Below are 14023 nucleotides of genomic sequence, written 5' to 3'. Positions count from 1 at the left end.
GATGGCCGTCGCCGTGGCCGAGGCGCCCGAGGCCGCGACCGTGTCCCGACGGTCGCGGCCGGTGCTGCTCGCGGCCGCGGCGATGCTGGTGGCGCAGTGGGTGATTCGCGGTTGGGTCGCCGGACGCGGCTACTTCTACTGGGACGATCTGATCCTGGTGGGCCGGGCGGGCGACCATCCGCTGCTGTCGGCGGATCTGTTGCTGTACGACCACGACGGCCACTTCATGCCGCTCGCCTTCGCCACCGCGTGGCTGGTGACCGCGATCGCGCCGCTGCACTGGGCGGGGCCGGTGGTGTCGCTGCTGCTGTGGCAGGCCGCGGCCGGGGTCGCGGTGCTGCGCATGCTGATGATCCTGGTGCCGCGCGCCCGCGCCCGCCCGGTGGTGCTGCTCCCGTTCGCGTTCTATCTGTTCTGCCCGCTCACCCTGCCCGCCTTGGCCTGGTGGTCGGCCGGATTGAACGCCCTGCCACTGCAATTCGCCATGGCGTGGCTGATCGGCGACGCGGTGGCCCTGGTCCGCACCGGTCGGCGGCGATACGCCGTCTCGGCGGTCGTGGTGCTGACGATCGGGCTGCTGTTCTTCGAGAAGTCCGTGGTCGTGCCGTTCGTGGCCTTCGCCGTCGCGGCCCTGGCGCGGCACCTGGACGGCGACCCGCGCGCCCTGCGCACGGTGCTCCGCCGGGCCGGAACCCTCTGGGCCGGAACCGGTTCGGTCCTGGTGTGCTGGTTGCCGGTCTACCTCACCGTGGCGCACGCGTCGGCCACCCGCGGCGACGCCGAGGGCGTGCGCCGGCTGCTGCACAGCGCCACCTCGCTCGGCATCGTCCCGACCCTGCTGGGCGGCCCGTGGAGCTGGGCCCGCTGGCTCCCGTCCACGCCCTGGGCGACGCCGCCCGGCTGGGCGGTGATCCTGTCCTGGCTGGCGCTGGGAGTGGTTGTCGCGCAATCGATCCGGTCCCGTCGCCGGGTGATCCCGTTGTGGCTCATGGTCGTCGGCTACGTCCTGCTGGCGCAACTGCCCGTCGTGCTGATCCGCGGCGGACCCGGAACCGCCGCCGAACTCATGCAGTCCCTGCGCTATCTCGCGGACGTGACGGTCGTCCTCACCGCCGCCGGAGCGCTCCTCCTGCGCGCCCGTCCCCGCCGGTCGGCGCCTCGAACCAGCGTGGCGCGCAACCGTTTCCGAGCCGCCGCGCCCCTGCTCGTGACGATCGCCTTCGTGGCCAGCAGCCTCTGGTCGACCGTCACGTTCGCGAACTCCTGGTCGATCAGCCCGACCCGGACCTACCTCACCAACGCCGGCGCGGCCGTGCGGGACGGAACGCCGCTGCTCGATCAGGAGGTGCCCTGGGATGTGCTGAGCCCGCTCACCCATCCCCAGAATCTGGCGAGCCGGGTGCTGTCGCCGGTCGCGCCGCCGGGGGCGTTCGCCGACTCCACCCCGAGGCTGCGCATGTTCACCGATTCGGGCGCGCTCACCGACGCCCGGATCTGGTGGAATCGGGCGATCGTGCCGGGTCCGGTGCCCGGCTGCGGCTACCACATCGCCACCGCACAACCGGTCGACCTCGCGCTCGACGGACCGCTGTTGGATTTCGGGTGGACCGCGCAGCTCAACTACCTGGCGAGCCGGGACGGGGCGATCACCGTCGGCCTCGAACACGGCCGGACCGTCGTCGTCCCGGTCACCGCGGGGTTGCACACCGTCTACGTGCGCCTGATCGGCAACGGCGAGATCCTCCGGATCGGCTCGCACACCCCGGGTCTGGACGTCTGCGTCGGGGTCGGCCCGGTCGGCGTCGCGTACTACGACCGGTGAGCACCTATGCTCGGGATCATGTTCTGGGCGATGGTGGCGCACGAGACGGACAACGGTGTGACGCTGGCGCGCGAGGAGGTCGGCGACGACTTCCTCGGCGACGGCGCGGTGACGATCAAGGTGCACTACTCCAGTGCCAACTACAAGGACGGCCTGGCCATCACCCGCGGCGGCGGGGTGGTGCGGAACTATCCGATCGTGCCCGGCATCGACATCATCGGCGAGGTGTCCGCCTCCGACGACCCGCGCTTCTCCCCCGGCGACCCGGTGATCGCGCACGGCTACGAGATCGGCGTCTCCCGCAACGGCGGCTTCGCCGAATACGCGCGCGTCCCGGCCGACTGGGTCGTCGCGCTCGACGGCCTGACGCCGCGCGAGGCGGCCGCCCTGGGCACCGCCGGTTTCACCGCGGCGCTGAGCGTGCAGGCCCTGCTGGACTGCGGTCTCACCCCCGACTCCGGCCCGATCCTGGTCACCGGGGCGACCGGCGGCGTGGGCAGCGTGGCCGTGGACATCCTCGCCGGACTCGGCTTCGAGGTGGTCGCCTCCACCGGCAAGTCCGACGCGGGCGAACTGCTGGCCACGCTCGGCGCGAAATCGGTGATCGGCCGCCTCCCCGAGGATCCCGACGCCAAACCGCGGCCGCTGGGCAAGGCGCGCTGGGCGGGCGCGGTCGACAGCGTCGGCGGTAGATCCCTCGCCCACGTGCTCAGCACCATCGAGTACGGCGGCGCGGCGGCGGTCAGCGGCCTCACCGGCGGCCCCGAACTGCCCACCACGGTCCTGCCCTTCATCCTGCGCGGCGTCGCCCTGCTCGGCGTCGACTCCGTGCAGTACCCGATCGAGCGGCGCCGCGCCCTGTGGGGCCGCCTCGGCAAAGACCTGAAGCCGCAACATCTTTCGCTGCTCGAGAACTACGCGCCCATCACCCGCGTCGAGGAGGTGCTGCACGCCATTCGCGCCGGACACCACTCCGGCCGCACGGTCCTGGGCGTCGCGGGCGAGTTCTGAATTTTTTTGGACTGAGCGATTCAAAACGTGCTAGGGTTCGATCATGGCACGTCCCAAGCAGTTCGACGAGGACCGCGCCGTGGACGCCGCGATGCGCGCGTTCTGGTCCGCGGGCTACGAGGCCACCTCGACCCAGGACCTGTGCGCCGCGACGGGTCTGGGCCGCAGCAGCATCTACAACACCTTCAGCAGCAAACCGGACCTGTTCCGCCGGGCGCTGCGCCGGTACATGGACGAGAAGAACGCGGGCCTGTTCGCCACCGTGGACGCCGCGGGCCCGGTCAAGGACCGGGTGCGCGCACTGCTGTGGAATGTCGTCGATGCCCCGGAGGACGATCCGCTCGGCTGCCTGGTGGTGAATTCCACCGTGGAGCTGGGCCCGCGCGACGCGGGCGTCGCCGACCTGCTGCGCGCCGATCTGGACCGGCGGCTCACCGCCCTCACCGCGATGATCGAGGCCGGTCAGCGGGCCGGTGAGATCCGGACCGAAAGGCCCGCGGCCGATCTCGCGCAGTTCGTCAGCGCGACGATCGGCGGGATGCGGGTGGCCGCCCGGGGCGGGGCCGATCGGGCGACGCTCGCGGGCATCGCGGACGTGGCGCTCGACTGCCTCTGAGCCGAAAAGCATTGCCGCTCGGCGTGTTTCGCGTGCGCGTGTTTTGAACTGAACGATACAAAAAAGAGAGGGTTCCCATGCCGTTGGCCGTCTACATCCTGGGCCTGTCCATCTTCGCCCAGGGCACCTCCGAGTTGATGGCGGCGGGCCTGCTGCCCGACATCTCCGCCGATCTCGCCGTCTCGATACCCCGTGCGGGACTGCTGATCTCGGCCTTCGCGCTGGGCATGCTGGTGGGCGCGCCCGTGCTCGCGATCGCGACCCGGCGCTGGTCGCGGCGCACCGCGCTGCTCGCCTTCCTCGCGGTGTTCGTCGTCGCCCACGCGGCCGGGGCGCTGACCTCGAACTACTGGATCCTGTTCGGCACCAGGGTGATCGCGGCCTTCGTCTACGCCGGGTTCTGGTCGGTGGGCGCGTCGGCGACCGTGGGCATGGTCGACGAGAACGCCCGGGGCCGGGCCATGAGCGTCGTGGCGGGCGGACTCACCGTCGCCACCATCGTCGGCCTGCCCGCCGGAACCTTCCTCGGTCAGCATCTCGGCTGGCGGGCCGCGTTCTGGGCCGTGACGATCCTGGCCGCGATCGCCATGATCGGGGTCCTGCTGCGGGTGCCCGACAGCCGCGCGACCACCACCGCCGATCTCCGAAAGGAGCTGCGCGCCATGGCGACCCCGCAGGTCGGACTGCTCTACGGCAGCACCACCCTGGCGATCGCCGGGGTGATGGCGACCTTCGGCTACCTCGGCGCGCTGCTCATCGAGACGACCCGCCTGTCCCCCGGCTGGGTGCCCGTCCTGCTCGCCGTGTACGGCGTCGGCGCCTTCCTCGGGATCGCGGTCGGGGGCCGGGTCGCCGACGCGCATCCCACCCGCACCCTGGCCGTCGGCATCTCCGGCCTGGCGCTCACCTCGGTCCTGCTCGCGCTCACCGCACACCACCTCGCGCCGGTCGCGGTGCTCGTATTCCTGTTGGGGGCCTTCGGTTTCGGCACCAATCCGGTCTCCAACAGCCGCGTGTTCACCCTCGCCCCCGCCGCCACGACGCTCGGCGCGGCGGGCAATGTCGTCGCCTTCAACATCGGCATCACCCTCGGCCCCTGGCTCGGCGGCCTCGGGCTGGACGCGGGTCTGGACTACACCTGGGTCGCCTGGCTCGGCGCGCTGCTCGCCGCGGCCGCGCTGGCGCTGGTGGGTTGGTCGCACCTGCTCGGCCGAACCGATTCCGGCACAACGGTTTCCTCACCAGGCCACGAGCAGCTCGCGGGGTCCGCGCACCAGTAGGCCGGTCTTCCAGGGCACGTTCTCCACGGGCACCGCCAGCCGTAGCGTCGGAAGTCGTCGCAGCAGTGCGCCCAGCGCGATCTGCAATTCCACCCGGGCGAGTTGCGCGCCCAGGCAGTGGTGCGCGCCGTAGCCGAAGGCGATGTGCGGGTTGTGGTTTCGGGTCAGGTCGAGGGTCTCCGGATCGGCGAAGACGGTCTCGTCCCGATTGGCCGCCTGCAGATTCGTGAACACCGACTCCCCGGCGCGCACCGTGACCCCGTGCAATTCGACGTCCTCGGTCGCCACCCGTGCGAAACCGCCGCCCGAACCGAGCTGGACATAGCGCAGCAGCTCCTCGACCGCGCCGGGGACCAGGTCGGGGTGCGCGCGCAGCAACTCCCACCGATCCGGTTGCGTGAGCAGCAGATACGTGAAGTTGGCGAGCTGGTTGGCGGTGGTCTCGTGCCCCGCCACCAGCAGGCCGATGCCGAGGTTGACCAGTTCCGATTCGCTGAGCCGGTCCTCGTCGTCGCGGGCGGCGACCAGCGCGCCCAGCAGATCGTCGGTGGGCCGTTCGCGCCGCTCGCTCACCAATTCGCCGAGATAGCGCTCCAATTCGGCCCGGCCCGCGTCGATCTGCTCGCGGGTGTAGGCGGTGGTGGACAGGACGGTGTCGGAGAAGTCGCGGAAGCGGTGTTGATCCTCGGTCGGCACCCCGAGCATCTCGCAGATCACCGTGACCGGCAGCGGTAAGGCGAAGCGCGCCACCAGATCCGCGGGCGCGCCGTCACGTTCCATCGCGTCCAGCAGCCCGTCCACGATCTCGCGGACGTGCGGGCGCAGCGCGGCGACCCGGCGGCCGGTGAACGCCTTGGCGACCAGTTTGCGCAACCGGGTGTGCTGCGGCGGATCCATGCTCAGCAGCGAATCGGGCCGCGACGGCGCGGGCGACATGCGCGGAATATCCTCGCGCCCAACGGTTTTCGCGCGGCTGAAGCGCGGATCGGCGAGCACCTGCTTGACGTCGTCGTAGCGGGTGACCAGCCAGCCCTCCCCGCCGTAGGGCAGGCGCACCCGGGTGACGGGTTCCTTCCGGCGCAAAATCGCGTAATTCGGATCGATGTCGAGGCGGACTGGTTCGCCGAAGGGGTAGTGGCGCGCTTCGGTGTTCACGGTCATGGGGTCTCCCTACCCGAGGCCGACAGCATGTAAGCGATCGCTTACATCAATGTAGGCTCGGTCACACCGGCCCGTCAACGCGTCGAAAGCCCTTATCCGGGCGGGAAATTCGGGTCCAGTCCGGGCAGCAGCACCCGCGCGGCGCGCAGCACATGCCGGGCAACGTCGGCGGGATCGGCCGCGGCCAGCGGTTCCCGGTGATGCACCGACCGCATCAGCGCGATGCCCAGCAACCACGCCAGCACCAGATCCGCGCGCAGTTCGCCGTCGGGCCCGTCGGTCAGCCCGGACAGCGCGGCCACGTACTCGTCACCCAGTTCCCGCCGGATCGCCTCGGTCCCCTCGTCGTGCCCGCTCGACCGCAGCGCCGCCTGCAACCACGGCCCGGGCGATTCGGCCTCGCCCGACTCCAACATGCGACTCAGCAACCGCCCGACCAGCCCCGCCGCCTCCCCCTCGGCGAGCACCCGCCGCCCGCGATCGGCGATCGACGCCCGGAACAGCTCCTCCTTGCTCCCGAAATACCGAAAGAGCAGCGCCTGATTCACCCCCGCCCGCCCCGCGATCTCCCGCACGGTAGCCCGCTCGAACCCCCGCTCCGCGAACAACTCTCGCGCCGCCGCGAGAATCACCCCCCGCGTCACCGCCGCATCCCGCCGCCGCCCCGCGTCCCCGACCATCCACTCCTCCACCGCCGACTCCTGCCCAGCAGCGTAGGGGTTGCGTCAGTCCCGTTCGCCGAATATCCACGGCACGAGCACCAGCAGCCAGCCGTCCGGATCGGCGAAGAGGACCGCGCCGTTGCGGGGCCAGTACGGATTGGCCGCGGGCACCGGTTGGTGGCCGTGCGCGGTGAGCCGCGCGACCACCGCGGCGAGCGCCTCGGGGCCGTCCAGGTAGAGCACGAGCTGATTCTCCGGATGCGGTTCGGGGATCACCGGCGGCGTGCCGTGCCGGGTGAGCTCCAGGTGCACGGCATTGCCCGGCAGACCGAACACGATGCCGTCGTAGCCGTCGTGATCGCGCCACCGCGCCAGCACCGGCAGGCCGAGCACCTCGCCGTAGAAGGCCACGGCCGCATCGTAATTCGCCGTCGGCCGGGCGAAGCGGACCGCGCCGACCCGGAGCCCGTCGGGCCACATCGGTTACGCCGCGGCCGGTTCGGAGTCGTCGGCGAACTGGGTTCGGTACAGCTCGTGGTAGCGGCCGTCGGCGGCCAGGAGTTCGGCGTGGGTGCCGCGTTCGATGATGTGGCCGTCCTCGATGACCAGGATCTGGTCGGCGTTGCGGACGGTGGACAATCGGTGCGCGATGACCAGGGCCGTGCGGCCGTCGAGGGCCTCGGCCAGCGCCTCCTGGACCGCGGCCTCGGAGGTGGAGTCGAGCGAGGCGGTGGCCTCGTCGAGAATGACCACGCGCGGTTGTTTGAGCAGCAGGCGGGCGATGGTGAGGCGCTGGCGTTCGCCGCCGGAGAGGCGGTAGCCCCGCTCGCCGACCATGGTGTCCAGGCCGTCGGGCAGCGACGCGATCAGGTCGCGCAGGCGGGCGCGGCGCAGCGCGTCCCACAGGTCGGCCTCGGTGGCGTCGGGGCGGGCCAGCAGCAGATTCGCGCGAATGGTGTCGTGGAACAGGTGCCCGTCCTGGGTGACCAGGCCGACCGTGTCCTGGATGGAACGACCGGTCAGCTCGCGCACGTCCACCCCGGCCAGCCGGACCGCCCCGGAGTCCACGTCGTAGAGCCGCGAAACCAGTTGCGCGATGGTCGATTTGCCCGCACCGGACGAGCCGACCAGCGCGATCATCTGCCCGGGTTCGGCGCGCAGCGAAATGCCGTGCAGCACCTCGACCCCGCCGCGCGCGTCCAGGGTGGCGACGTCCTCGAGCGAGGCCAGCGACACCTTGTCCGCCGCCGGATAGCCGAAGCGCACCTCGTCGAACTCCACCGAAACCGGCCCGGCCGGAACGGGTTTCGCGTCGGGCGCATCCTCGATGAGCGGCTTCAGATCCAGGATCTCGAAGACCCGCTCGAAACTCACCAGCGCCGACATGATGTCCACCCGCGCGCTCGCCAGCGCGGTCAGCGGCGTGTACAGCCGGGTGAGCAGCAGCGAAAGGGCCACCACCGCACCGGCGTCCAGCTCACCGCGCAGCGCGTACCAGCCGCCGAGACCGTAGACCAGGGCGACCGCCAGCGCCGACACCAGCGTCAGCGCGGTCACGAACACCGTCTGCAACATGGCCGTGCGCACCCCGATATCGCGCACCCGTCCCGCGCGCAGCGCGAACTCCGCGGACTCCTGCCGCGGGCGGCCGAACAGCTTGACCAGCGTGGCCCCCGGCGCGGAGAAGCGCTCGGTCATCTGGGTGCTCATCGCCGCGTTGAGTTGCGCCGCCTCGCGCTGGATTCCGGCGATGCGGATGCCCATCCGCCGCGCGGGCAGCATGAACAGCGGCAGCAGCACCAGCGACAGCAGCGTGATCTGCCAGGACAGCCCGATCATCACCACCAGCGTGAGCAGCAGCGTGACGATATTGGTGACCACCCCCGAGAGCGTGGTGCTGAACGCGCGCTGCGCGCCGATGACGTCGTTGTTGAGGCGGCTCACCAGGGCGCCGGTGCGGGTGCGGGTGAAGAAGGCGACCGGCATCTTCTGCACGTGGTCGAACACGGCCGTGCGCAGATCGAGAATGAGCCCCTCGCCGATGCGCGCGGACAGCCACCGGATGAGGATGCCCAGCGCGGCGTCGGCCACCGCGACCAGGCCGATGATCACGGCCAGCCGGACCACCGTCGACGGCTCGGCATGTCCGACGATCCGGTCGACGACCCGCCCGGCCAGCACCGGATTGGCCACCGCCAGCAGCGCGGACAACACGCTGAACAGCAGGAAGCCGATCAGCGGCAGCCGATGCGGCCGCGCGAACCGCAGCATCCGGGCCGCCGTCTCGCGGCTGAATCCGCGCCGCTCCTGGGGCGCGTTCGCCTGCCGATACAGCTGACTCCACGCCACCGATTCGATGCTCATCCGCCCGCTCCTTCCGCTCCCGGACATTCAACCCCGGGCCACCGACACTAAGACCTCAACAATGGTTGAGAGCAAGACTTCCCGGCCCGCCCGTCGTTCGCCGAGGGCGAAAGGCGAGCGTCGTAGAGTCGATCTCGTGCAAGCCATTCGATTCGAACGTTTCGGCGGACCCGAGGTACTGGAACTGGTCGAGGCGCCCGTGCCCGACCCCACCGGGGAGCAGGTGCGGGTCGCGGTGCGCGCGGCCGGGGTGAATCCGGCGGACTGGAAACGCCGGGAGGGCCTGTTCGGTCCGCTCGAGTTCCCGGCCGGGGCGGGCCTCGAGATCGCGGGCGTCGTGGACGCCGTCGGCCCCGACGCCCGCTGGCGGGTCGGGGACGAGGTGATCGGCTGGGCCGTCAGCGGCGGCTACGCCGAGTACACCCTGGCCACCCAGCTGGCCGCCAAGCCCGCCGCCTTGTCCTTCCCCGACGCCGTGGCGATCCCCGTCGCCGCCAACACCGCCTCCGGCGCCCTCGACGCCCTGAAGCTGACCTCCGGCGAAACGCTGCTCGTCAACGGCGCCTCCGGCGCGGTCGGCGCGATCGCCGTCCAACTCGCGCGCTCGGCGGGCGCCCGGGTGCTGGGCACCGCGTCGGCGGCCAATCAGGACGTGCTGCGGGAACTCGGCGCGACGCCGACCACCTACGGCGACGGCGTGGCCGACCGCGTGCGCGCCCTGGCCCCCGACGGCGTGGACGCGATCCTCGACTGCGCGGGCCACGGATTCCTCGATGCCGCAATCGAATTGCGCGGCGGCACCGACCGCATCGTCACCATCGCCGACACCGCCGCGAGCGACAAGGGCGTCGCCTTCTTCTCCCGCGGCGGCAAGGCCGATCTCGCGGCCGTCGACCGAGTGGCCCGCCTGGTCGCCGACGGCGAATACCGCCTCCCCGGCGCCCCTCGCGTCTTCCCCCTCGCCGAGGCCGCCGCCGCCCAGGAGGAGAGACGCACCGGCCACGGGCTCGGCAAGATCGTGCTGACCGTCGACTGACCGTCCCCCGCGCGCCCGTCGACCGATCGTGGCCGTGCCGCCCCGCCACGAGGGTCGGCCTAGGGTGAGGGCATGAGCGATTCGTGGGTGCGGGGGTTGCGGGCCGCTCTCGACGGGGAGGTGGACGCCGATGAGCGGCGGCGGGCCGAGTACTCCTCCGACGCCTCCAACTATCGGGTGCGTCCGGCCGCGGTCGTCTTTCCGCGCGGGGAGGGCGATGTCGCGACCGCGCTGGAATTCGCGCGGGCCGAGGGGCTGCCCGTCACGGCTCGGGGAGCGGGCACCTCGGTGGCGGGCAATGCCGTGGGCAGCGGGCTCGTGCTCGACTTCAGCCGTCATCTGAACGATGTGCTCGAGATCGACCCCGGAAACCGTTGCGCGCGAGTGCGTCCCGGGTTGGTGCTGGCGGAGCTGCAACGGGCGGCCGCCCCGCACGGCCTGCGCTTCGGGCCCGACCCGTCCACCCAGAACCGCTGCACGCTGGGCGGCATGATCGGCAACAACGCCTGCGGCCCGCGCGCGGTGGCCTGGGGCCGCACCTCCGACACCGTGCGCGCGGTGCGCGTGCTCGACGGCACGGGCGCCGAACGCCGCCTGGGCAACGATCCGGCCGCGGTGCCCGGCCTGCCCGAATTCATCCGCCGCCACCTCGCCCTCATCCGCACCGACCTGGGCCGCTTCGAGCGGCAGGCGTCCGGCTACGGGCTGGAACATCTGCTGCCCGAACGGGGTTCGGCGGTGGCCCGCGCCTTCGTGGGCACCGAGGGCACCTGCGGGCTGCTGCTGGAGGCGACGGTGAATCTGGTGCCGCTGCCCGCCGCCACCCTGCTGGTCGTGCTCGGCTATCCCGATATGCCCACGGCCGCCGACGATATCGCCGCGGTCATGACGGCCCGGCCGATCGCGGTGGAGGGCATCGATGCCCGCCTGGTCGACGTGGTGCGCGCGCATCGGGGCGCGGTGCCCGAACTGCCCCGGGGCGGCGGCTGGCTGTTCGTCGAGATCGCCGCCGACAGCGCCGAACTCGCCCGCGAACTCGCGCTCGGCCTGTGCGCGACGGCGCACGCCCTGGACACCCGCATCGTGGCCGACCCGGCGGAGGCCGCCCGGCTGTGGCGCATCCGGGCCGACGGCGCGGGCCTGGCGGGCCGCACGCCCGCGGGGCATCCGGCCTGGCCCGGCTGGGAGGACGCCGCCGTGCCGCCCGAGCGACTGGGCGCGTATCTGCGCGAGTTCGACGCCCTCCTGCGCGCGCACGGGGTGGACGGACTGCTCTACGGGCATCTGGGCGACGGCTGTATCCATGTGCGCCTCGATCTGCCGATCGCCGACGCGCCGGACCGGTTCCGCGCCTTCCTCGAGGACGCCGCGGATCTGGTTGTGGCCCACGGTGGTTCGCTGTCGGGTGAGCACGGCGACGGCCGGGCCCGCTCGGAACTGTTGGCGCGCATGTACTCTCCGGCGGTCCTGACCGCGTTCGAGGAGTTCAAGGGCCTGTTCGATCCCGACGACGTGCTCAATCCGGGAATCGCGGTGCGCCCGCGCCCGATCGACGCCGATCTGCGGCTGGCGGGCATCCGGCCGACCCCGCCCGCCGACGGTTTCGCCTTCCCCGCCGACGGGGACATCGGTACCGCCGTGCACCGCTGCGTGGGAATCGGCAAGTGCCGCGCCGACACTCGCGCGACGGGCGGATTCATGTGCCCGTCCTATCTGGCCACCGGCGACGAGAAGGACAGCACCCGCGGCCGCGCCCGGGTGCTGCAAGAGGTGGTCCGCGGCGACCTCGACTGGCGCTCGCCGGGCGTGGCCGAATCGCTGGACCTGTGCCTGTCCTGCAAGGCGTGCGCGTCGGACTGCCCGGCCGGTGTCGATATGGCCACCTACAAGGCCGAGACCCTGCACCGGCGCTACCGCGGCCGGATACGTCCTCGCGACCACTACACCCTCGGGCAACTGCCCCGCTGGCTGGGCGCGGCGACGCGAATGCCGCGTCTGGTCAACGCCTTCGGAGCCAGCGGACCGCTGCGCCGACTGGGCCTGCGCGCCGCGGGCATGGATCCGCGCCGCGAGATCCCGATGCTGGCGCGGGAGAGTTTCCGCGCGCAGTGGCGACGGCGGCGCCCCGGGGCGGCGCGCGGCACGCCGGTGCTGCTGTGGATCGATACGTTCACCGACGCCTTCGCGCCCGAGATCGCCTGGGCGGCGGTCGAACTCATCGAATCCCTGGGGTACGGCGTCCGCATTCCCGAACATCGGGTGTGCTGCGGCCTCACGCGGATCAGCACCGGTCAGCTCACCGGCGCGCGAAAGAGTTTGCGCGCCACGGTCGCCGCGCTCGACGAGCACGTCGCCGCGGGCGGCACGGTCGTCGGACTGGAACCGTCCTGCACCGCCGTGCTGCGCGCGGAACTACCCGACCTGCTCGCCGACGATCCGCGCGCCGCGGCCACCGCGCGCGCCGTGCGCACGCTGGCGGAATTCCTCGCCGCGCAGCCGGACTGGTCGCCGCCCGATCGCGGCGGCGATCGCGTGGTGGTGCAACCGCATTGCCATCAGCACGCCGTCCTCGGCTTCGACGCCGACCGCCGCATTCTCCGGCAGTCCGGTGCCGAGGTGACCGAAATCACCGGATGCTGTGGACTTGCTGGCAATTTCGGGATGCAGTCCGGCCATTACGACATTTCGGTCGCGGTCGCGGAAAACGGTCTGCTGCCCGCACTCCGCGCGGCCGGACCCGACGCCCGTTTCCTGGCGGACGGATTCTCCTGCCGCACCCAGGCCGACCAGCTGGCCGACCGGAGCGGGCGGCATCTGGCCCAGTTCCTGCTGGGCCGGTGAGGTCGGGAACGGCTCAGCTGCCGAACGGCAGGGTGCCCGGGGGGATCTGGTAGCCCGAGCTGCCCGCGAAGACGCCACCCAGCGCGCTGAGCAGCCAGTTCAACAGATTGGTGACCATTCGAAACCTCCCGGATAAGGATGCCGGTCAATTGCCGGTAATGATGTGGATCGACAGAAGAATCGCGGTGTGGGAATGTTCCGTTACGCCGGACGCGCCCGAATCGGGTGTGATCCATTCCCCATTGCCGTGTCCGCGCCGCGAGGCATAATTCCCCGGTGAGGTTCGGGACCGCGGAGGCGCAGCGCACGGTGACCGCGGACCGCCCGATCGACCTGGCCCACACCGTGGCTCCGCTGCGGCGCGGTAGCGGCGATCCCTGTCATCGGGTGACGCCCGACGGCGCGCACTGGCGGGCCGCCCGCCTGCCGAGCGGCCCGGTGACCTACCGGCTCGCCCAGTCCGGCCCGCGCGGTGTCGAGGCCCGCGCGTGGGGTCCGGGCGCCGCGGAATTCCTCGACCGCCTCCCTCACATGCTGTGCCTGGACGAGGATGTCACCGATTTCGCGCCCGACCATCCCAAGATCGCCGAGGCCCATCGCCGCTTCCCCGGCCTGCGCATGCTCCGCACCGGACTGGTCTTCGAGGCCCTGGTCCCCGCGATCCTCGAACAGCGCGTCCACACCGTCTCCGCCCGCGCCTCCTGGCGAAAACTGGTGTGGCGCTTCGGCGATCCGGCCCCCGGCCCCACCCCCGTCCCGCTGCGCGTCCCCCCGGCCGCCGAGACCTGGCGCCACATCCCCTCCTGGACCTATCACCGCGCGAATGTCGACCCGCAACGGTCCCGCACCATCGTGCTGGCCGCCCGCATCGCCGACAAACTCGAACAGGCCGCCGACCTCCCCCATCCCGAGGCCGCCGCCCGCCTGCGCACCATCCCCGGCATCGGCGTCTGGACCGCCGCCGAGGTCGCCCAGCGCGCCTTCGGCGACCCCGACGCCCTCTCGGTGGGCGACTACCACCTCGCGGCCACAGTCGGCTGGACCCTCCTCGGCCACCCCATCGACGACCCCACCATGATCACCTACCTCGAACCCCTACGCCCCCACCGCTACCGAGCCATCCGCCTCCTCGAAATCTCCGGCCAGGCCCACAAACCCAAATTCGCCCCCCGCACCCCCCTGGTAGACCACTCCCAAATCTGACCCACCCCAGCCGCACCCTTTGTTCGA

11 protein-coding genes are annotated in these 14023 nt (G+C 71.8%); 7 read left to right on the top strand and 4 right to left on the bottom strand.

Features of this window, described 5'->3' with window-relative positions:
- Position 1 precedes the first annotated feature (1 nt).
- The 4 genes from ACWDSJ_RS03485 to ACWDSJ_RS03470 all read left to right on the top strand — a co-directional run bounded on the left by ACWDSJ_RS03485 (position 2) and on the right by ACWDSJ_RS03470 (position 4729).
- Positions 2 to 1822: a hypothetical protein gene (locus ACWDSJ_RS03485; protein WP_450029072.1), complete on the top strand. Its 1821-nt coding sequence runs from the start codon at positions 2 to 4 to the stop codon at positions 1820 to 1822.
- Between the two features lie 18 nt (positions 1823 to 1840).
- Positions 1841 to 2833 (top strand): oxidoreductase, encoded by a 993-nt coding sequence (locus tag ACWDSJ_RS03480; RefSeq protein WP_450029071.1) that lies wholly within the window; start codon positions 1841 to 1843, stop codon positions 2831 to 2833.
- A 43-nt stretch (positions 2834 to 2876) separates the two neighbouring features.
- Positions 2877 to 3449: a TetR/AcrR family transcriptional regulator gene (locus ACWDSJ_RS03475; RefSeq protein WP_450029070.1), complete on the top strand. Its 573-nt coding sequence runs from the start codon at positions 2877 to 2879 to the stop codon at positions 3447 to 3449.
- Positions 3450 to 3526: 77 nt separating this feature from the next.
- Positions 3527 to 4729 carry a Cmx/CmrA family chloramphenicol efflux MFS transporter gene (locus tag ACWDSJ_RS03470; protein ID WP_450029069.1) on the top strand — a complete coding sequence of 401 codons (1203 nt, stop codon included), beginning with the start codon at positions 3527 to 3529 and terminating at the stop codon, positions 4727 to 4729.
- Here ACWDSJ_RS03470 and ACWDSJ_RS03465 read toward each other — a convergent pair.
- The 4 genes from ACWDSJ_RS03465 to ACWDSJ_RS03450 all read right to left on the bottom strand — a co-directional run bounded on the left by ACWDSJ_RS03465 (position 4688) and on the right by ACWDSJ_RS03450 (position 8916).
- Positions 4688 to 5890: a cytochrome P450 gene (locus ACWDSJ_RS03465; protein WP_450029068.1), complete on the bottom strand. Its 1203-nt coding sequence runs from the start codon at positions 5888 to 5890 to the stop codon at positions 4688 to 4690. The genes ACWDSJ_RS03470 and ACWDSJ_RS03465 overlap by 42 nt on opposite strands.
- Positions 5891 to 5982: 92 nt before the next feature.
- Entirely contained in the window at positions 5983 to 6582 is a 600-nt protein-coding gene (locus tag ACWDSJ_RS03460) for a TetR/AcrR family transcriptional regulator (RefSeq protein WP_450029067.1), read from the bottom strand.
- A 33-nt stretch (positions 6583 to 6615) separates the two neighbouring features.
- Positions 6616 to 7032, bottom strand: coding sequence for a VOC family protein (locus ACWDSJ_RS03455; protein ID WP_387358343.1), 417 nt, complete (start codon positions 7030 to 7032; stop codon positions 6616 to 6618).
- Between the two features lie 3 nt (positions 7033 to 7035).
- Positions 7036 to 8916 carry an ABC transporter ATP-binding protein gene (locus tag ACWDSJ_RS03450; RefSeq protein WP_450029066.1) on the bottom strand — a complete coding sequence of 627 codons (1881 nt, stop codon included), beginning with the start codon at positions 8914 to 8916 and terminating at the stop codon, positions 7036 to 7038.
- Between the two features lie 136 nt (positions 8917 to 9052).
- Between ACWDSJ_RS03450 and ACWDSJ_RS03445 the strand changes: the two genes are divergently transcribed.
- The 3 genes from ACWDSJ_RS03445 (at position 9053) to ACWDSJ_RS03435 (ending at position 13996) form a co-directional block, all read left to right on the top strand.
- On the top strand, positions 9053 to 9952 hold the full coding sequence (locus ACWDSJ_RS03445; RefSeq protein ID WP_450029065.1) for an NADP-dependent oxidoreductase: 900 nt from the start codon (positions 9053 to 9055) through the stop codon (positions 9950 to 9952).
- Positions 9953 to 10024: 72 nt separating this feature from the next.
- Positions 10025 to 12793, top strand: coding sequence for an FAD-binding and (Fe-S)-binding domain-containing protein (locus tag ACWDSJ_RS03440; RefSeq protein WP_450029064.1), 2769 nt, complete (start codon positions 10025 to 10027; stop codon positions 12791 to 12793).
- Between the two features lie 276 nt (positions 12794 to 13069).
- Complete coding sequence (locus ACWDSJ_RS03435) at positions 13070 to 13996, top strand: DNA-3-methyladenine glycosylase family protein (RefSeq protein WP_450029063.1); 927 nt, start codon at positions 13070 to 13072, stop codon at positions 13994 to 13996.
- The last annotated feature ends 27 nt before the right edge of the window (positions 13997 to 14023 follow it).

It is taken from the genome of Nocardia sp. NPDC003482, assembly GCF_053588115.1.
Note: the sequence above shows the minus strand (reverse complement) of the source record. Positions and strands in the feature narration are given on the sequence as shown.

Coding starts and splice junctions, on each gene's coding strand:
- ACWDSJ_RS03485 (WP_450029072.1), top strand. CDS start 2: ATGGCCGTCGCCGTGGCCGAGGCGCCCGAGGCCGCGACCGTGTCCCGA.
- ACWDSJ_RS03480 (WP_450029071.1), top strand. CDS start 1,841: ATGTTCTGGGCGATGGTGGCGCACGAGACGGACAACGGTGTGACGCTG.
- ACWDSJ_RS03475 (WP_450029070.1), top strand. CDS start 2,877: ATGGCACGTCCCAAGCAGTTCGACGAGGACCGCGCCGTGGACGCCGCG.
- ACWDSJ_RS03470 (WP_450029069.1), top strand. CDS start 3,527: ATGCCGTTGGCCGTCTACATCCTGGGCCTGTCCATCTTCGCCCAGGGC.
- ACWDSJ_RS03465 (WP_450029068.1), bottom strand. CDS start 5,890: ATGACCGTGAACACCGAAGCGCGCCACTACCCCTTCGGCGAACCAGTC.
- ACWDSJ_RS03455 (WP_387358343.1), bottom strand. CDS start 7,032: ATGTGGCCCGACGGGCTCCGGGTCGGCGCGGTCCGCTTCGCCCGGCCG.
- ACWDSJ_RS03450 (WP_450029066.1), bottom strand. CDS start 8,916: ATGAGCATCGAATCGGTGGCGTGGAGTCAGCTGTATCGGCAGGCGAAC.
- ACWDSJ_RS03440 (WP_450029064.1), top strand. CDS start 10,025: ATGAGCGATTCGTGGGTGCGGGGGTTGCGGGCCGCTCTCGACGGGGAG.